This is a genomic window from Actinacidiphila sp. bgisy144 (genome assembly GCF_057708105.1).
The window spans coordinates 12,395-29,347 of the sequence record NZ_JBYIRM010000050.1; the positions used below are offsets into that span (position 1 = coordinate 12,395).

The following is a 16,953-nucleotide window of genomic DNA, read 5'->3' on the forward strand; positions in this document are numbered from 1 at the left end:
GAGGCTCCCGGCCCGCGGCACCCGTGATGCGTCAGACGCCGTCCGGCCCCTCGCCCTCTCCCCGGCTCCGCCCCGGGTCCGGGTGGTCGGCCAGGCGCTGTTCCGCCTCGGCGGCCCGGGCGCTGTTGGCCGCGCGGAACAGCTCCGCCGCCTCCGCCCAGTCCCCGCGGGCCCGCCCCGCCTCGCCCCGGGCGTGCAGCAGATCGCCCCGGGAGAGCAGCACACCCGCGCGCTGGTAGCCGTGCCGGGGACCGCCCAGGCCCCCCACCGCCGTGGCGAACGCCGCCAGCGCCTCGTCGGTCCGCCCCGCCGCCACCAGCACCTCGGCCATCCGCGCGCTCGCCTTGGCCGCGTTGAACCGGTCCGGCCGCGGCGGCGCCAGGAACTCCTGACGGGCCGTCACCAGCACCGCCTCCGCGTCGGCATACCGACCCAGCCGCCCCAGCACCGGCCCGCGGTGCAGCGCGATGAGCGCCCGGCCGCGCGGGTGGTCCACGCCCTCCAGCGCCGCCAGCGCCGCGTCGAACCGCGCGAGCGCCTGCTCCGGGCGGCCGAGCCCGTCCTCCAGCTTTCCCAGTCCCTCCAGCACGCTGGACCAGGTGCGCCGCCATCCCTCGGCCTCCCGCGCCGGCGTTTCCGGGCGCGCCAGCGCCGGGCCGACCAGCTCCAGCGCCTGCTCGAACGCGCCGCGGGCCGCCTCCGGATCACCGGGACCCGACCGGTCGAGGTGCGCGAACCCCAGGCCGTACTGCATCCGGGCCAGCATCAGCAGGTCGCCGCGCTCCAGCGACTCCAGCGCCGCCCGGCACCCCAGGTCGTACACCTCGATCCAGTCCGAGTGGAACCCGCAGCGCAGATAGAACGTCCACAGGCCCTGCGCCAGCCGGCACGTCGCGTCATAGAACCACGGGTCGCGCGCCCCGGCCTCGTAGGCGGCCCGCACCGCGGCCCGCAGGACCTCCCGGCGCCGGGTCAGCGCCTCCACCAGGACGTCCTGCGCCTCCGCCGCCAGCGGCTCGTACCGGGCGTAGGCGCCCGGCGGGTCGTGCCGGTAGCGCGGCGACAGCCCGGCGTCGGTCCGCTCCGCCAGGTCCACGTAGTACCCGACGCAGCGCCGCCGTGCCGCCTCCCGCTCGGCCGCCGGCAGGTCCGCCCGCGCCCGCTCGGCCGCGTGCGCGTGCACCAGCCCGCTGATCACCCGGTACATCCCGCCGTCGACCCGCTCGACCAGGCTGGAGTCCCGCAGGGTGCGCAGCGCCTTCGCCCGGGTACGGCCACCGAGGTCCGGCGCCATCGCCGCCACCACGTCCTCGTCGAACTCCGCCGTCGGGTGCAGCCCCAGATACCGGTACACCTCCGCCGCCTCCGGGTGCCGGCGGCACAGCTCCCGGTACCCGGCGTCGAAGATCTCCGCGCCGCTGCGCTCGTCCACGTCGAAGGCTCCCAACCTGATCCCCGGGCGGCGGTCCGACAGCGCCGTGGCGAACTCGCCGATGCCGTACGGCTGGTCGAAGCGCATCTGCGCCCCGGCGATCCGCACCAGCAGCGGGTTGCCCTCGCAGACGCTGACCGCCTTGTCGATCTCCGCCTCGTGCGACGTCGCGTACGGGGCGAGCCGGCCGGAGCTGATCAGCAGCCGCCGGCTGTACTCGGGCAGCAGCGGCCCGACCTTGAACGCCGCCGCGTGCAGGTCCGACACGAGGCTGCGCATCAGCTCCCTGCCGGTCACCACCACCACGCCCAGCGGCGAACCGGGCAGCAGGTGGCGGGCCAGCGACGCCAGCGCGACATCCTCCAGCAGCACGAACACCGGGCCTTCGGCGGTGAGCTGCTGGAACTTCGCCACCTTCGCCGCCAGTTCCGACGGCACCTCCTCCACCGGCACGTGCAGCAGCCGGAACCACGTGTCGAGCACCGCGGCCGGGTCCGGCGGCGCCCCGTCGGCGTCCCGGGCCAGCACCGCGGACAGCTGCGGACCCGTGCCGAAGGTGTCCCGGTGCCGGAGCAGCCACTGCCGGGCCAGCGTGGTGAGCCCGATGCCGCGCGGCCCGTACAGGAACAGCAGCGTCGGCCCCGCCGCATCGCGGCCCGCCTCCCACGCGGCGTCCATGCCCCGCAGTTCCGCCTCGTGGTTCTCGAAGTCCGACACGGCGGACACCGGAATCCGGGGGAGCCGGCGGGCCCGGGCGTCGCGCGTGGCCGCGAGCAACTCTCGCACCTCGGCGGCCAGCGACGTCTGCTCGGCGGCGAGCGTGCCGAGCGTCTCGCGCAGGGCCTCCTCCACCCGGTCCCGCGCCTCGGCCGGCGAACCGGCCGCGCTCGCCGCCCGGGCGTCCTCCAGGTCGCCGAGCACCCGCGCGTCACCGTCGCCGCCCCGCAGCCGGAGCAACGCGGCCAGTCGCGGCTTCACCGCGGACCAGGCGTCGCTGAGCACCTCCCCGGCGAGATTCGTCAGCAACGACGCGATCTCCGGCTCCAACACGCCCAGCCCCCTCGGCTCGCCCAGTCGTGACCGACTGCCCGTACCCCGTCACCGTACGGTGTCGGCGCCGCCCACCTCCAGACGGCCGAGCCGGCGAGATCGAGCGCCGCGCAGGACGCGCCACGCACGCGGGCGGGACAAGGCCCCGGGCCGAGCGCCCTTTCCCGGCTTACCGGTTGCGGCCCGCGACCGCCCAGGAGGCCGCGGCTATACCGCCGGCCACCGCGAACACCGCCGGCCAGGCGCCGACCTTCTTCGCCAGCGGGTGCGACCCCGCGAACGCCACCACATAGGCCCCCGTGAGGACCGCCGCCTGCGTGGCCCCGCTGCTGCGCCGCCACTCGCGCGCCGCCACCACACCGGCTGCGGCCAGCGCCGCGCCGCCCAGCTCGCGCCGCCTGGTCCAGCGGGCCACTCCATAGCCCCCGATCAGTCCGGCTGCCGCCACGGCACCCGCGTTCACCCCGGCCATCACGTCCTCCTTCGCCCCGCGCCACGCCCGCGACCCGCGCCGCGGACCCCCCTTGATCTCGACTCCCCGAGACTAACCCTCGGCCCCTCCACCCCGTCGGCGGCCCGGTGGAAACCTGTGGACAACCCGTATCCGCCCTGGTCACACACCTGGCCACCCGCCTGCCACGTGCCTGCGACCCACCCGGCCACGGACCGCGCCGCCCACTGTGCGCACCGTGCGCGAAGCGGCCGCCGCCCCCCCGCGGCAGCGCCGCCGAGGGAATGGATTTGGCGAGCGGGCGTCCACCCCGTAAAGTGGTGTTCACCGACGCGGGGTGGAGCAGCTCGGTAGCTCGCTGGGCTCATAACCCAGAGGTCGCAGGTTCAAATCCTGTCCCCGCTACGAAACGAAGGGCCCGGCACAGTGTGCCGGGCCCTTCGCGCATGCCGACATGGCCGACGCGGCCTGCGCGGCCTACCCGTCCCCGTCTCCCGTGCGCCGCCGGGTCCCGACCGGCGGGCCGGGCGGCACGTCGCGGCCCGGCTGGTAGCGGGACCCCTGCCGTATCCGGTGCACGACGACGAGGACGTCCGCCACCGCGATCAGCGCGACGAACGCGCACACCCCCGCCCAGCCCGGCTGGCCCGCGAACGCGAACCCCACCGCGGCCCCGACGCCCCAGACCAGGCCGAGCAGGGCCAGCGCCAGCCGCAGCCGCAGCGCGCTGCGCGCCTTCGTCGGCTCGTATCCGGTCCTGGTGTTCCCGAACAACCCCGGGCGCACGGAGTTTCGCGGGCCCCCGGTCGTTCCCGGCCTCCCGGTCGTCCCCGGGCCGCCGGACGCCCCCGGGGTCCCGGAGTTCCGTGAAGCGGAGGTTCTGGACATGTGCCCGCCTCCTTGAAGAGCGCTCCACCCCTTCCCTTCCAGGGTCCACCCATCGGGCCCCCGCCGGAAAACCCGCACCGGCCGGCCGGGTCTGCGCGTAAGGTGCGGCAGCATGGTGGCGACGAGGGACCGCGGAGCCGTGACCGTCAGGGCGTACGAACCCGCGGACGCCGAGGCGGTGTGCGCGCTGTTGCGCGCCGAGGAGCCCCAGCAGGTCGCCACCCCGCGCAGCGTGCACGCGCAGGCGGTGGCCATGCCCGCACGGCAGCACTGCCGGCTGCTGGTGGCGCTGCTGGACGGGCGGATCGCCGGCTGCGCGCGGACCGGGCTGTTCGCCGACGCCAAGGACGCGGGCGCGGCCTTCGTGAACATCAACGTCGCGGCCGCCGACCGCGGGCGCGGCGCCGGCCGGGCGCTGCTGGCCGCCGCCGAGACGCACCTCGACGCGGTCGGCGCGACCACCTGCTACGCGTGGGCGCACCCCGAGCCCGGGTCCGAGAACTTCGCGACCGCGCACGGCTACCGGCCCGGCCGCGAGGCGCGCTTCATGCGGCTCGACCTGGGCCCGCGCAGCCCGCTGCCGGCCCGCCCGCGGCTGCCGCGCGGCGTGCTGCTGCTGCCCGCGGTCGCCTGGGAGCGCGACCCGCGGCCGCTGTGGCGCACGGACGTGGAGTGCTTCCGCGACGAGCCGGGCGACGTGGCCGCCGACCACCTCAGCTACACCGACTGGCGCACCCTGAACTGGGACCGCCCCGACTTCGACGCCGACCTGACCACGGTCGCCGTGGTGGACGGCGAGGTCGCCGGGCTGGTCATCGCGCAGACCGACGGCGAGCGGCACTACGCCTCCGGCGGCACCGGAATCCGGCGTGCCTTCCGCGGCCGCGGCCTGGCCAAGGCCGCCAAGGCGCACTCCCTGCACCTGGCCCGCGCGAAGGGCTACCGCGAGGCCAGCACCACCAACGACGACGGCAACGCGCCCATGCTCGCGGTCAACATCTGGCTCGGGTACCAACTCATCGGATCGGAACGGCGGTACATACGTGACCTCTCCCCAGGCCGCCCCGCGTGACCTGCCCTGGTCGCAGGCGCAGTGGCTCAACCCGCCGCAGGACACGGCCACCGACGGCACCGACCTGCTGGTCACCGCCCGCGCGGGCAGCGACTTCTGGCGCACCACGAGCTACGGCTTCGTCCGCGACGACGGCCACGCCCTGCTCACCGGACTCCCGCCCGGCACCGCCGTCGAGGTCGGCTTCCGGGCCGACTTCACCGAGTTGTACGACCAGGCCGGCGCCCTGGTGCGGGTGGACGCCTCGACCTGGATCAAGGCGGGCGTCGAGGTGTCCGACGGCCACCCCCAACTCGGCGCGGTCGTCACCCACGGCACCTCCGACTGGTCGCTCGCGCCGGTGCCCGAGTGGGCGGGCCACGAGGTGACGATCCGGGTCAGCCGCTCCGGCGACGCGGTCACCGTACGGGCCCGCCGTGCGGCCGAACCCTGGCGCATGGTGCGGCTGTCCTACCTCGACCCGGCGGCCGAGGCGAGCGCCGGCCTGTTCTGCTGCAGCCCCGAACGGGACGGGCTGACCGTACGGTTCACCCGGCTGGCCACCGGCCCGGCGGACACGTCCCTGCACTGACGCGAGGCGCGCGGGCGAGGTACGTGCGTGCGGGATCGCCGCCGTACGCGGCCTCAAGGCGCGGGCCGCAGCACCGTGTCCAGGGTGCGCGACCACTGCCGGACGATCCCGGCCCGGCGCGCCGAGTCGTCGCTGAGCAGGTTCGCCAGGCCCAGGCCGCGCGCCATGTCCAAGGTGCCCTGCACGGTCTCGCGTACGCCAGGCACCGACTCGTCGGCCGCCAGGAACTCCACCGCCAGCCGGTGCGCCTCCCGCCCGATGCGGGCCTCCAGCGCGGCGACCCGGGGCCGCAGCGCCGGCTCGTCGGTGGCGGCCACCCACAGGTGCAGGGCGGCGCGGAACAGCGGCCCGGTGTGCACGTCGACGAGCATGTCCACCACCGCGTACGTACGGTCCTGGCCGTGCCCGGGCAGGGCGCGGGCGCGTTCGCGGACGGCGGCGAGCCACTCCTCGGCCATGTGCGCGATGGCCGCGGTGAACAGCTCCTCGCGGGTGCGGAAGTGGTGCTGGGCGGCGCCGCGGGTCACCCCGGCCCGCGCGCACACCACGGCCACGGTGCTGCCGGACCAGCCGCGTTCGGCCAGGCACGCGACGGCGGCGGCCAGGATGCGCTGCCGGGTGGCGCGCGCCCGGCCCTGCTTGGGTTCGCGGTCGGCGGCTGCCGGGTCGGTCACAACGCCCATGGCGGGTCCCGTCGTTCGAGGAAGGCGCGCATGCCCTCGGCGGCGTCGGCGGACGCGAAGAGCCGGCCGCTGAGGTCGGCCATCGCGTCGGTGCCGGCGGCGAGCGCCGCCAGCAGCGCCGCCGCGGTCAACTCCTTGGTCGCGGAGAGGCCCTGCGGAGCGGCGGCCCGCAACCCGGCGAGGATACCCTCCAGTTCCTCGTCCCGCGCGGTGACCAGCCCGGTCCTGATCGCCTCCGCGGTGCCGAAGCGCTCGCCGGTCAGGAAGTAGCGGGCCATGGCGCGCCGGTCGGCCGCGGCCAGCACCGGGATCGAGGCGACCGCGGGAGCCAGGCCGAGCCGGGACTCGGTGAAGGCGAAGTCGGCGGAGCCGGTCGCCACGGAGATGTCGCAGGCGGCCAGCAGCCCCAGCCCGCCGGCCCGCACATGCCCGCGCACCCGCGCCACCACCGGCTTGGGCAGGGCCGCCATCTGCCGCATCAGCGCGGCCAGTCGGGCCGGTCCCTGCCGGGCCCGGCGGTCGGCGAGGTCGGCGCCGGAGCAGAAGGTGGTGCCGGTGTGGGTGAGCAGCACCGCGCGGACCGCGCCGTCCGCACCGGCCTGCTCGAACTCCGCCGCCAGCCCGTCGAGCAGGTCGGCGGACAGGGCGTTGCGGTTGTGCGGCGAGTCGAGGGTGACGACGGCGATGCCCCGGTCGAGGTGCCGGTGGACCAGCGGCGCGGTTGCGGCCACGTGCGGACTCCTGTCGGTCGGGAGGGGGTACGGGTACGGTTCCGGCGGGTACGGCTACGGTTCCGGCGGCGACGACTGCGGGTACGACCGCGGATACGCCTGCGGTTCCGGCGCCACGGGTCCGATCACGGCGCTACGGGCCCGGGGTCAGTACGACTTGGGCAGGCCGAGCGTGTGGTGCGAGACGAAGTTCAGGATCATCTCGCGGCTGACCGGCGCGATGCGGCCCACCCGGGAGGCGGTGAGCAGCGTCGCGAGCCCGTACTCGGCCGTCAGACCGTTCCCGCCGAGGGTGTGCACGGCCTGGTCGACGGCCTTCGCCCCGGCCTCCGCGGCGGCGTACTTCGCCATGTTGGCGGCCTCGCCGGCGCCCATGTCGTCGCCGGCGTCGTACAGGTGCGCGGCCTTCTGCATCATCAACCGGGCGAGTTCCAGCTCGATGTGGGCCTGCGCGAGGGGGTGCGCGATCGCCTGGTGCGCGCCGATCGGGGCCTGCCAGACCTGCCGGGTGCGGGCGTACTCCACCGCCTGGGACAGGGCGTAGCGGCCCATCCCGATGGAGAAGGCGGCGGTCATCACGCGTTCGGGGTTGAGCCCGGCGAAGAGCTGGAGCAGCCCGGCGTCCTCGTCGCCAACCAGGGCGTCGGCGGGCAGCGCCACGTCGTCCAGGAAGAGCTGGAACTGCTTCTCGGGAGCGGCGACCTCCATGTCGATCTGCCGGAACTCGAAGCCGGGGGTGCCGCGTTCGACGATGAACAGGCAGGGCTTGAGCTTCCCGGTGCGGGCGTCCGCGGTGCGGCCGACGACCAGCGTCGCGTCGGCGATGTCCACCCCGGAGATGAACACCTTGCGGCCGGACAGCAGCCATCCGCCGGTGTCCGGGTCGCGGCGCGCGGTGGTGGAGATGCGGTGGGAGTTGGAGCCGGCGTCCGGCTCGGTGATGGCGAACGCCATCCGCCGCGAGCCGTCGGCCAGGCCGGGCAGCCAGCGCTCCTTCTGCGCCCGGGTGCCGAACCGGGCGATCACGGTGCCGCAGATCGCGGGCGAGACCACGAGCAGCAGCAGCGGGCTTCCGGCGGCGCCCAACTCCTCCAGCACGATCGCGAGTTCAGCCAGTCCCTGGCCGCCGCCGCCGTACTCCTCGGGCAGGTTCACCCCGAGGTAGCCGAGCGCGCCGGCCTCCTGCCACAGCTCCTCCGGCTGCCGGCCGGCGCGGACGGTGTCGGTGAAGTAGGTCCGTCCGTAGCGGCGGCCGAGCGCGCCGACGGCGGTGCGCAGCGCGCGCCGTTCCTCGCTCTCCAGCAGTGCCCGGTCGAAGGTGGTCGCTTCGGTGTCGCCCATGTCGCTCTTCCTCCCGTTGCGTTGGCGGTGCGTCCGGTGTGCGCGGTGCGGGGGTCCGGCGGACCTGGGGGTCACGTCTCCTGGGACGGGGTGTCGGCGTCCGCCGTGACGACGGCCAGTACGGCGCCCGGTTCGACCTGGCGGCCCACCACGGCGGTGAGTTCGGTGAGGGTGCCCGCCGCGGGCGCGGTGACCACGTGCTCCATCTTCATCGCCTCCAGCCACAGCAGCGGTTCGCCGCGGGCCACCCGGTCGCCCGGCGCGAACCGGCCCAGCCGGACCACGGTGCCGGGCATCGGCGCCCGCAGCGAGCCGGGCGCGACCTGCTCGGCCGGGTCGGGGAAGCGCGGCAGCGCGACCAGCGAGGTGCCGCCGTCCGGCCCGTCGACGAACACCTGCTCGCCGTAGCGGGCCACCTCCGACGTCCGCCGCACGCCGTCGACTTCGAGCACCACCCGGTCCGGTGCGGCGGACACCACCACGACGCCGTCGTGGCCCTCGGCCCGCAGGCCGTCGCGGGTCAGGAGGTAGCGGACCTCGTACTCGGTGCCGGAGGGCACGGCGCGGTAGCGCTTGAGCTGGGGCTGCGACGGGAGGTTGCGCCAGCTGCCGAGCCGGGCGGCGACCGGTGCCGCGCGGGCCGGGGGAGCAGGGGCGGCGGTGCGTGCGGCCGCGTCGGCGAGCGCGGCGGCCAGCGCGGCCGTCCGCTCCACCTCACCCTCCTTGCCGCCGTCGCTGTCCGCGGCTGCGGTCAGTGCGGTCAACTCCCGCTCCAGCCAGCCGGTGTCGAACCGTACGGCGGCGAAGTCGGGATGGCGCAGGACCGCCACCAGGAGCCGCCGGTTGGTGGGCGGGCCGTGGAGGCGGGCCTCGTGCAGGGCGCGGGCGAGGCGGCGGACCGCCTCGGCGCGGGTCGGCGCCCAGGCGACGGCCTTCGCGAGCATCGGGTCGTAGTGCACCCCGACGGTGTCGCCCGCGGTCACCCCCGAGTCCAGCCGCAGACCCGTCTCCCGGCCCGGCGGGAGCGCGAACCGCGCGTCCACGCCCGGCAGTTCGAGCCGGTGGACCGCGCCGGTCTGCGGCTGCCAGCCGCGCGCCGGGTCCTCCGCGTACAGCCGCGCCTCGACCGCGTGGCCGCGCGGCGCCGGCGGCTCGGGCGGCAGCGCGGCGCCCTCGGCGATCCTGATCTGCCACGCCACCAGGTCCACGCCGAAGACGCACTCGGTGACCGGGTGCTCCACCTGGAGGCGGGTGTTCATCTCCAGGAAGTACGGCCGGCCGTCCGCGCCGACCAGGAACTCCACGGTGCCCGCGCCCTCGTAGCCGATCGCGCGGGCCGCCCGGGCGGCGGCGTCGTGCAGGGCGGTGCGTACGGTCGCGGGCAGGCCGGGCGCCGGGGTCTCCTCGACCACCTTCTGATGCCGCCGCTGCACCGAGCAGTCCCGCTCACCCAGCACCCACACGGTGCCGTGCGCGTCGGCCAGCACCTGCGCCTCGATGTGCCGCGCGCCTTCCGCGTACGGCTCGACGAACACCTCGCCGTCGCCGAAGGCCGCCGCGGCCTCCGCCCGGGCCGCCGCCAACTCGTCTTCGAGAGCGGCGAGTTCACGGACGACCCGCATACCGCGGCCGCCTCCGCCCGCGGCGGCCTTCACCAGCACCGGCAGGTCGGCCGGGCCGACCCGGGCCGGGTCGAGCGCGGCGAACAGCGGCACCCCGGCCGCCGCCATCAGCTCCTTCGCCCGCGTCTTGGAGCCCATCGCGGCCACGGCCCGCGGCGCCGGGCCGATCCAGGTCAGCCCCGCCTCCTGCACGGCCGCCGCGAACGGCGCGCTCTCGGACAGGAATCCGTACCCCGGGTGCACCGCGTCCGCGCCCGCCGCCAGCGCCGCGGCGACCACCGCCTCCCCGCGCAGGTAGGTGTCCGCGGCCGCGTCGCCCGGCAGCCGCACCGCGCGGTCCGCCTCCCGTACGTGGGCGGCGCCCGCGTCCGGGTCGGAGTGCACCGCCACGGTGCCGATGCCCAGGGTGCGGCAGGTGCGCAGCACCCGGCGGGCGATCTCCCCGCGGTTGGCCACCAGGACGGTGCGGACGGGCGCCCGCTCGGCCGGGTGGACGGGTCCGCCTCCGGCCGGGTGGACGGGCTCGGGTTCGGCCGGGTGGACGTGCCTGCCTTCGGCCGGGTGTGCGGCCTGTTCGGTCACCGGGTCCAACTCCCCACGATCCTGGCGCCGTTGAGCACCTTCGACATCGCTCACCTCTCACATCCGGAAGACGCCGAAGCCGCCCCGCGCGCCCTCGACCGGGGCGTTGTGGATGGCGGACAGGCACAGGGCCAGCACGGTGCGGGTGTCCCGCGGGTCGATCACGCCGTCGTCGTACAGCCGCCCGGACAGGAACATCGGCAGCGACTCGGCCTCGATCTGCTGCTCGACCATGGCCCGCAGCGCCGCGTCGGCCTCCTCGTCGTACGGCCGGCCCTTCGCGGCGGCGGACTGGCGGGCGACGATCGACAGCACCCCGGCGAGCTGCGCGGGCCCCATCACCGCGGACTTCGCGCTGGGCCAGGAGAAGAGGAAGCGCGGGTCGTAGGCGCGGCCGCACATGCCGTAGTGGCCGGCGCCGTAACTCGCGCCCATCAGCACCGAGATGTGCGGCACCCGGGAGTTCGAGACGGCGTTGATCATCATCGCGCCGTGCTTGATGATGCCGCCCTCCTCGTACGCGCGGCCGACCATGTAGCCGGTGGTGTTGTGCAGGAACAGCAGCGGGATGTCCCGCTGGTTGGCCAACTGGATGAACTGCGCGGCCTTCTGGGACTCCGCGCTGAACAGCACGCCCTGGGCGTTGGCGAGGATGCCGACCGGGTAGCCGTGCACCCGCGCCCAACCGGTCGCCAGGCTCGGCCCGTACAGCGGCTTGAACTCGTCGAAGTCCGAGCCGTCCACCACCCGGGCGATCACCTCGCGCGGGTCGAACGGGGTGCGCAGGTCGCCCGGCACGATGCCGAGCAGCTCCTCCTCGTCGAACAGCGGCGGGCGCGGGTCCGGTTGCGGATCGGGGCCCTGCTTGCGCCAGTTGAGGCGGGCGACCACCCGGCGGGCGGTGCGCAGCGCGTCCGGCTCGTCCAACGCGAAGTAGTCGGCGAGGCCGGAGACCCGCGCGTGCATGTCGGCGCCGCCCAGCGACTCGTCGTCGCTCTCCTCGCCGGTCGCCATCTTCACCAGCGGCGGCCCGCCGAGGAACACCTTCGCGCGCTCCTTGACCATGATCACGTGGTCGGACATGCCCGGGACGTATGCCCCGCCGGCCGTGGAGTTGCCGAACACCACCGCGACGGTGGGGATGCCGGCCGCCGACAGCCGGGTCAGGTCGCGGAAGAGGGCGCCGCCGGGGATGAAGATCTCCTTCTGGCTGGGCAGGTCCGCGCCGCCGGACTCCACCAGGCTGATCAGCGGGAGCCGGTTGGCGAGCGCGATCTCGTCGGCCCGCAGCGCCTTGCGCAGCGTCCACGGGTTGCTCGAACCGCCGCGTACGGTCGGGTCGTTGGCGCTCACCAGGCACTCCACGCCCTCGACCACGCCGATCCCGGTCACCAGCGACGCGCCGGTGGTGTAGTCGCTGCCCCAGCCGGCCAGCGGCGACAGCTCCAGGAACGGCGTGTCCGGGTCGAGCAGCAGCTCGATCCGCTCGCGCGCGGTCAACTTGCCACGGCGCCGGTGCCGTTCGACGTACTTCGGGCCGCCCCCGGCCAGCGCCTCCTGGTGGGCGGCCTCGACCTCCGCCAGCCGCTCCAGCATCGCCGCGCGCCGCTCGTCGTACTCCGCGCCCTGCACGGCGCCCCGTACCGCGTTCATGCCGCACCGCCGTCCGCCGCCGGCGCCCGCCCCGCGCCGGGCGGCCCCGCGAACGCCTGCGCCACCGACAGCCACCGGTCCGCGTCCGGGCCCTGCGCCCGCACCGCCGTGTCGTCGCGGTGCCGCCGCCGGACCGCCAGCAGGCAGAAGTCCAGGGCGGGGCCGGTCACCCGCTGCGCCGCGTCCGGCGGCCCGTACGTCCACAACCCGCCGTCCGGCGCGGCCAGTTCGACCCGGAACTCCTCCGCCGGCGGCGCCATCCCGCGCACCGCGAAGGCGTAGTCCCGCGCGCGCACCGCGATCCGCGCCACATGCCGCAGCCGCGCGGTCGGCGCCCGCCGCACCCCGAACGTGTCGGCGACGTCCTCGCCGTGCGCCCAGGTCTCCATCAGCCGGCCCGTCGCCACCGACGCGGTGCTCATCGGCGGCCCGTACCAGGGAAAGCGCGCTCCCGGCGGCGCCGCGCCCAGCGCCTCCAGCAGCGCGTCCCGGCCCGCCCGCCAGCGCGCCAGCAACCGCGCGTACGGCTCGGCCGCGCCCGCCGCCGCGCCCTTGTCCACCGACGCGGCCAACTCCGCGAGGTCGCCGCCGAGTTCCGCGGTGAACCCGTCCGGGTCCCGCACCGCAAGCAGCGCCCGCCCGTCCGTCCACGCCAGGTGCGCGACCTGGTGCGCCACCGTCCACCCGGCAGCAGGCGTCCCCGCCGCCCACCCCTCCGCCCCGAGCGGCGCGACCAGCGCGTCCAGCGCCTCGCCCTCCGCCCGCAGGTCCTCCAACACGGCCTGTACCGCCCGCACTTCGACCACGGCCACCCCTCGCAGACCCCGCCCCGGACCGGACATGTGACAGCTCCCCCGAGCGTGCCAGCCCCCCATAAAACATTCAAGCACGCATGCATGTTTTTCGACCCGGACCGCGGGATGCCGCGCGCACCCCGTGCAAGTTCGCGCAAGGCTGTGTGGCGGCCGGGCGAACGGGAGCAGGACAGCGGTGCAGCTGTGCGCGGAGGCCTTCGCCGCGGCTTGGCAGCGCGCGGTTCCGCATGCCGACTACAAGATCGGCTGAGGCGGGCACAGTCGCAGTGGTGTCCCCGTCTTCCAGCGCCCCGTCCTCCAGCGTCCAGGGCGCACGCCACGCGCTTGGCCGGCGTCTGCGGGAGATCCGGAAGGAGCCATGACACCCTCAGCGGCAGGCGCCGACAGCGGACGGGGCCGGGGAGGGGTGGTCGTGGGGGTGCGGGGGGTGCTGTTCGATGTGGACGGGACGTTGTTCGACTACGCGGAGGCCGAGGCCGCCGGGCTCCGGGCGCATCTCGGGGCGGAGCCGGTGGCGGGGGTGGGGTCGGCGGGGGAGGCGCTGGTGCGGTGGCGGGAGCTGATGGCCGAGGAGTACGGGCGGTTCCTGGCCGGGGAAGTGGGGTTCGCCGAGCAGCAGCGGGCGCGGGTGCGGCGGTTCCTGGGGCGGCCGGGGCTGTCCGACGAGGAGGCCTCGGCGTGGTTCGGGCGGTACGCGGTGCGGCGGGACCTGGCCGGGGCGGCCTTCGCGGACGCCGAACCGGTGCTGCGGCGGCTCGCCGCGGACCACCGGCTCGGGGTGGTCTCGAACGCGGGCGCCGAGGGTCAGCGCCACAAGCTCGCCGCGGTCGGCCTGCTGCCCTACCTGCGCGGGGCGTTCGTCTGCTGTGACGAGTACGGCGCCGCCAAGCCCGCGGCCGGGATCTTCCACGCCGGCTGCGCCGCCCTGGGCCTGCCGCCCGGGCAGGTCGCGTACGTCGGCGACGACTACACCGCGGACGCGCTGGGCGCGCGCGACGCGGGCCTGCGGTCGTACTGGCTGTGCCGCGGCGAGCAGCGGCCGGGCGCCGCCGGGCCCGCCTCCGGCGTCCACGTCCTGCGCACCCTGCACGCCCTGCCGGCGGCGCTGGCCGCGCTCGCTGCGCCGGCCGACCCGCACCCCCGCAGGGGCGAAAAGGGCGCGATCCGGGGGCGGGGGAGCGGGTAGAGTCCGCGGTCTGATGAGCGCGACACTTGTAGCGAAGAACCTCGCGGCCGGGCACGGCGACCGGGCACTGTTCAGCGGCCTCGACCTGGTGGTCGCCGGAGGCGACGTGGTGGGGCTGGTGGGGGCCAACGGCGCCGGCAAGTCCACGCTGCTGCGGCTGCTCGCCGGACTCGGCACCCCCGAGGAGGGCTCGGTGCGGCGCTCGCCCGCCACCGCGAACATCGGGTACCTGCCGCAGGAACCCGACCGCAGGGAGGGCGAGACCGTACGGGCGTTCCTGGCCCGCCGCACCGGCGTCGCGGCCGCGCAGGCCGCGCTGGATGCCGCCACCCAGGCGCTGGTGGACGAGGCGCCCGGCGCCGACGACGCCTACGCCGAGAGCCTGGACCGCTGGCTGGACCTCGGCGGCGCCGACCTGGACGAGCGGGCCGAGGAGGCCGCGGGCTCCCTCGGCCTCGGGGTGGACCTCGACACGCAGATGCGGGCGCTGTCCGGCGGCCAGGCCGCCCGCGCCGGGCTCGCCTCGCTCCTGCTCAGCCGCTACGACGTCTTCCTCCTCGACGAGCCCACCAACGACCTGGACCTGGCCGGCCTGGAACGCCTGGAGAAGTTCGTCACCGGCCTGCGCGCCGGCACCGTCCTGGTCAGCCACGACCGCGAGTTCCTGGCCCGCACCGTCAACCGCGTCGTCGAACTCGACCTCGCCCAGCAGCAGGTGGCCAGTTACGGCGGCGGCTACGCGGCCTACCTGGAGGAGCGGGAGACCGCCCGCCGCCACGCCCGCGAGGAGTACGACGAGTACGCCGACACGAAGGCGGGCCTGGAGGCCCGGGCCCGGATGCAGCGCGGCTGGATGGACAAGGGCCTGCGCAACGCCGTCCGCAAGCAGCCCGACAACGACAAGATCGCCCGCAAGGCGCGCACCGAGGGCAGCGAGAAGCAGGCCGCCAAGGCCCGCCAGACCGACCGGATGATCGAGCGGCTGGAGGTCGTGGAGGAGCCCCGCAAGGAGTGGGAGCTGCGGATGGAGATCGCCGCCGCGCCCCGTTCCGGCGCCGTGGTCGCCACCCTGCGGCAGGCCCGGGTCCGGCGCGGCGACTTCACCTTCGGGCCGGTCGACCTCCAGATCGACTGGGCGGACCGGGTGGCGATCACCGGCGCCAACGGCGCGGGCAAGTCCACCCTGCTCGCCGCCCTCCTCGGGCGGCTCCCGCTGGACGAGGGCCACGCCTCGCTCGGCCCGGGCGTGGTGGTCGGCGAGATCGACCAGGCCCGCGGGCTCTTCCGCGGCGACGCCACCCTGCTCGACGCCTTCCGGGTGCCCGCGCCCGACCTCGAGCCCGCCGAGATCCGCACCCTGCTCGCCAAGTTCGGCCTCAAGGCCGCGCACGTGCTGCGCCCGGCCGCCACGCTCTCCCCGGGCGAGCGCACCCGCGCCGCCCTCGCCCTGCTCCAGGCCCGCGGCGTGAACCTCCTGGTCCTCGACGAGCCCACCAACCACCTCGACCTGCCCGCGATCGAGCAGTTGGAGTCCGCGCTCGCCTCCTACGAGGGCACGCTCCTGCTCGTCACCCACGACCGCCGCATGCTGGAGGCGGTGCACACCACCCGCCGGATCGAGGTCGACGGCGGCCGCGTCACGGAGGCCTGACCCCCGGCCCGCCGACCGGACGCAAGCGGCGGGCGGAGACCGGGGCGGGTCACCAACTCGGCATCACCGCCGCGGGGTAGCGCGAACCGGCCGCGCCGTGCGGCAGGATCTGCCGGATCTCGGCCAGGTCGGCCGCGGTCAGCTCGACCGCGGCCGCCGCGGTGTTCTCCGCCACCCGGCGCGGGCTGCGGGTGCCCGGGATCGGCACGATGTCCGGGCCCTGCGCCAGCAGCCAGGCCAGCGCGAGCTGCGTCACCGTGGCGCCCTTGCGCTCCGCGAGGGCGCCCAGCGCCCGGACCGCGGCCGCGTTGCGCTCGTAGTTGCCCGGCTGCCAGCGGTCGTCCCAGCTGCGCATGTCGTCCGCCGGGTAGTCCGCGGCCGGCTTCCACGCGCTGGTGAGGAACCCGCGGCCCAGCGGCGAGTACGGCACGAAGCCGATGCCCAGCTCGCGCACCACCGGCAGTACGTCGGCCTCCACGGCCCGCTCGAAGAGCGAGTACTCCGTCTGGAGGACCGACACCGGGTGCTCCGCGTGCGCGCGCCGGATGGTCTCCGGGCCCGCCTCGCTGAGCCCGAGGAAGCGCACCTTGCCTTCGGCGATCAGCTCGCCGACCGTGCCGGCCACGTCCTCGATGGGGACGTCCGGGTCGACCCGGTGCTGGTAGAGCACGTCGATGCGGTCCGTGCCGAGGTGGCGCAGGCTGTTCTCGGCGACCTCGCGGATGTGCTCGGGCCGGCTGTCCAGCGCGGTGCCGTACCGCTGCGGGTCGCTGAGGTCGAAGCCGAACTTGGTGGCGAGCACCACCTCGTCGCGGAAGTCCCGCACCGCGTCGCCGAGCAGGCGCTCGTTGGAGCCGTCGCCGGTGTTGTACAGCTCGGCGGTGTCGAAGAGGGTGACGCCGAGCTCCCACGCCCGGCGGATGGTCGCGGCGCCGTCCGCCTCGTCGCCGCCCGGGCCGTACGCCATCGTCATGCCCATGGTGCCGAGCCCGATCGCGCCGACCTGAAGGCCCTGCGTGCCGAGCCGGCGCTGAGGCAGCCGTCCGCTGCCGGAGCTGCCGGAGCTGCCGGAGCTGTCGGAGTTGCCGGGGGAGCCGGGGGAGCCCGCCGGGTTGCCCGTGCCGTTCATCTGGTCCTGGCCGCGCACGTCGCCCGTGCCGGCCTTGTCGCTGTGTGCCATACCTCCACGCTAGGAAGACACCCGCTGCGCCGCATGGGGCACTGA

Annotated in this window: 14 protein-coding genes and 1 tRNA gene; 5 read left to right on the forward strand and 10 right to left on the reverse strand. The window is 75.7% G+C overall.

The window, feature by feature from the left end:
- Nucleotides 1–31: 31 nt before the first annotated feature.
- Together AC3EVP_RS34795 and AC3EVP_RS34800 are read right to left on the reverse strand one after the other, a co-directional pair.
- Entirely contained in the window at nucleotides 32–2,482 is a 2,451-nt protein-coding gene (locus tag AC3EVP_RS34795) for a hypothetical protein (RefSeq protein WP_435137223.1), read from the reverse strand.
- Between the two features lie 169 nt (nucleotides 2,483–2,651).
- A complete protein-coding gene (locus AC3EVP_RS34800; RefSeq protein WP_335978589.1) occupies nucleotides 2,652–2,954 on the reverse strand; it encodes a hypothetical protein in 303 nt (100 codons plus the stop codon).
- 310 nt (nucleotides 2,955–3,264) lie between these two features.
- On the opposite strand from AC3EVP_RS34800, the gene AC3EVP_RS34805 reads away from it, so the two are divergent.
- Nucleotides 3,265–3,338 (forward strand) — tRNA-Met (locus tag AC3EVP_RS34805).
- Nucleotides 3,339–3,410: 72 nt separating this feature from the next.
- Here AC3EVP_RS34805 and AC3EVP_RS34810 read toward each other — a convergent pair.
- The gene (locus AC3EVP_RS34810; protein WP_435137226.1) at nucleotides 3,411–3,719 is read right to left on the reverse strand and encodes a DUF6343 family protein; all 309 of its coding nucleotides are present in this window, start codon (nucleotides 3,717–3,719) and stop codon (nucleotides 3,411–3,413) included.
- A 214-nt stretch (nucleotides 3,720–3,933) separates the two neighbouring features.
- Between AC3EVP_RS34810 and AC3EVP_RS34815 the strand changes: the two genes are divergently transcribed.
- Together AC3EVP_RS34815 and AC3EVP_RS34820 are read left to right on the forward strand one after the other, a co-directional pair.
- On the forward strand, nucleotides 3,934–4,893 hold the full coding sequence (locus AC3EVP_RS34815) for a GNAT family N-acetyltransferase (RefSeq protein WP_335978585.1): 960 nt from the start codon (nucleotides 3,934–3,936) through the stop codon (nucleotides 4,891–4,893).
- Entirely contained in the window at nucleotides 4,865–5,464 is a 600-nt protein-coding gene (locus AC3EVP_RS34820) for a DUF1349 domain-containing protein (RefSeq protein WP_435137230.1), read from the forward strand. Before AC3EVP_RS34815 ends, AC3EVP_RS34820 begins: the two co-directional genes overlap by 29 nt.
- A 53-nt stretch (nucleotides 5,465–5,517) precedes the next feature.
- Here the strand turns inward: AC3EVP_RS34820 and AC3EVP_RS34825 are convergent, their stop codons facing one another.
- The 6 genes from AC3EVP_RS34825 to AC3EVP_RS34850 form a co-directional block, all read right to left on the reverse strand.
- Entirely contained in the window at nucleotides 5,518–6,147 is a 630-nt protein-coding gene (locus tag AC3EVP_RS34825; protein WP_435137233.1) for a TetR/AcrR family transcriptional regulator, read from the reverse strand.
- Nucleotides 6,135–6,878, reverse strand: a complete 744-nt coding sequence (locus tag AC3EVP_RS34830; RefSeq protein WP_435137236.1) for an enoyl-CoA hydratase family protein — start codon at nucleotides 6,876–6,878, stop codon at nucleotides 6,135–6,137. Before AC3EVP_RS34830 ends, AC3EVP_RS34825 begins: the two co-directional genes overlap by 13 nt.
- 147 nt (nucleotides 6,879–7,025) lie before the next feature.
- Nucleotides 7,026–8,219 (reverse strand): acyl-CoA dehydrogenase family protein, encoded by a 1,194-nt coding sequence (locus AC3EVP_RS34835; protein WP_435137239.1) that lies wholly within the window; start codon nucleotides 8,217–8,219, stop codon nucleotides 7,026–7,028.
- Between the two features lie 71 nt (nucleotides 8,220–8,290).
- Nucleotides 8,291–10,300 carry an acetyl/propionyl/methylcrotonyl-CoA carboxylase subunit alpha gene (locus AC3EVP_RS34840; RefSeq protein WP_435137283.1) on the reverse strand — a complete coding sequence of 670 codons (2,010 nt, stop codon included), beginning with the start codon at nucleotides 10,298–10,300 and terminating at the stop codon, nucleotides 8,291–8,293.
- Nucleotides 10,301–10,480: 180 nt separating this feature from the next.
- On the reverse strand, nucleotides 10,481–12,076 hold the full coding sequence (locus tag AC3EVP_RS34845) for an acyl-CoA carboxylase subunit beta (RefSeq protein ID WP_435137242.1): 1,596 nt from the start codon (nucleotides 12,074–12,076) through the stop codon (nucleotides 10,481–10,483).
- Nucleotides 12,073–12,882: a TIGR03084 family metal-binding protein gene (locus AC3EVP_RS34850; RefSeq protein ID WP_435137245.1), complete on the reverse strand. Its 810-nt coding sequence runs from the start codon at nucleotides 12,880–12,882 to the stop codon at nucleotides 12,073–12,075. The genes AC3EVP_RS34845 and AC3EVP_RS34850 overlap by 4 nt, the downstream gene beginning before the upstream one ends.
- 367 nt (nucleotides 12,883–13,249) lie before the next feature.
- Here AC3EVP_RS34850 and AC3EVP_RS34855 point away from each other — a divergent pair, with 367 nt between their 5' ends.
- Both AC3EVP_RS34855 and AC3EVP_RS34860 read left to right on the forward strand, forming a co-directional pair.
- A complete protein-coding gene (locus tag AC3EVP_RS34855) occupies nucleotides 13,250–14,077 on the forward strand; it encodes an HAD family hydrolase (protein WP_435137248.1) in 828 nt (275 codons plus the stop codon).
- A gap of 13 nt (nucleotides 14,078–14,090) precedes the next feature.
- Nucleotides 14,091–15,728 carry an ABC-F family ATP-binding cassette domain-containing protein gene (locus AC3EVP_RS34860; protein ID WP_335978576.1) on the forward strand — a complete coding sequence of 546 codons (1,638 nt, stop codon included), beginning with the start codon at nucleotides 14,091–14,093 and terminating at the stop codon, nucleotides 15,726–15,728.
- A 49-nt stretch (nucleotides 15,729–15,777) separates the two neighbouring features.
- On the opposite strand, the gene AC3EVP_RS34865 is transcribed toward AC3EVP_RS34860, so the two are convergent.
- Entirely contained in the window at nucleotides 15,778–16,908 is a 1,131-nt protein-coding gene (locus AC3EVP_RS34865) for an aldo/keto reductase (RefSeq protein ID WP_435137252.1), read from the reverse strand.
- Nucleotides 16,909–16,953 lie beyond the last annotated feature (45 nt).

Bases quoted from the DNA above. Each gene is read 5' to 3' on its own strand.
- AC3EVP_RS34800 (WP_335978589.1), bottom strand. From the start codon at position 2,954: ATGGCCGGGGTGAACGCGGGTGCCGTGGCGGCAGCCGGACTGATCGGG.
- AC3EVP_RS34815 (WP_335978585.1), top strand. From the start codon at position 3,934: ATGGTGGCGACGAGGGACCGCGGAGCCGTGACCGTCAGGGCGTACGAA.
- AC3EVP_RS34825 (WP_435137233.1), bottom strand. From the start codon at position 6,147: ATGGGCGTTGTGACCGACCCGGCAGCCGCCGACCGCGAACCCAAGCAG.
- AC3EVP_RS34835 (WP_435137239.1), bottom strand. From the start codon at position 8,219: ATGGGCGACACCGAAGCGACCACCTTCGACCGGGCACTGCTGGAGAGC.
- AC3EVP_RS34845 (WP_435137242.1), bottom strand. From the start codon at position 12,076: ATGAACGCGGTACGGGGCGCCGTGCAGGGCGCGGAGTACGACGAGCGG.
- AC3EVP_RS34855 (WP_435137248.1), top strand. From the start codon at position 13,250: ATGACACCCTCAGCGGCAGGCGCCGACAGCGGACGGGGCCGGGGAGGG.
- AC3EVP_RS34860 (WP_335978576.1), top strand. From the start codon at position 14,091: ATGAGCGCGACACTTGTAGCGAAGAACCTCGCGGCCGGGCACGGCGAC.
- AC3EVP_RS34865 (WP_435137252.1), bottom strand. From the start codon at position 16,908: ATGGCACACAGCGACAAGGCCGGCACGGGCGACGTGCGCGGCCAGGAC.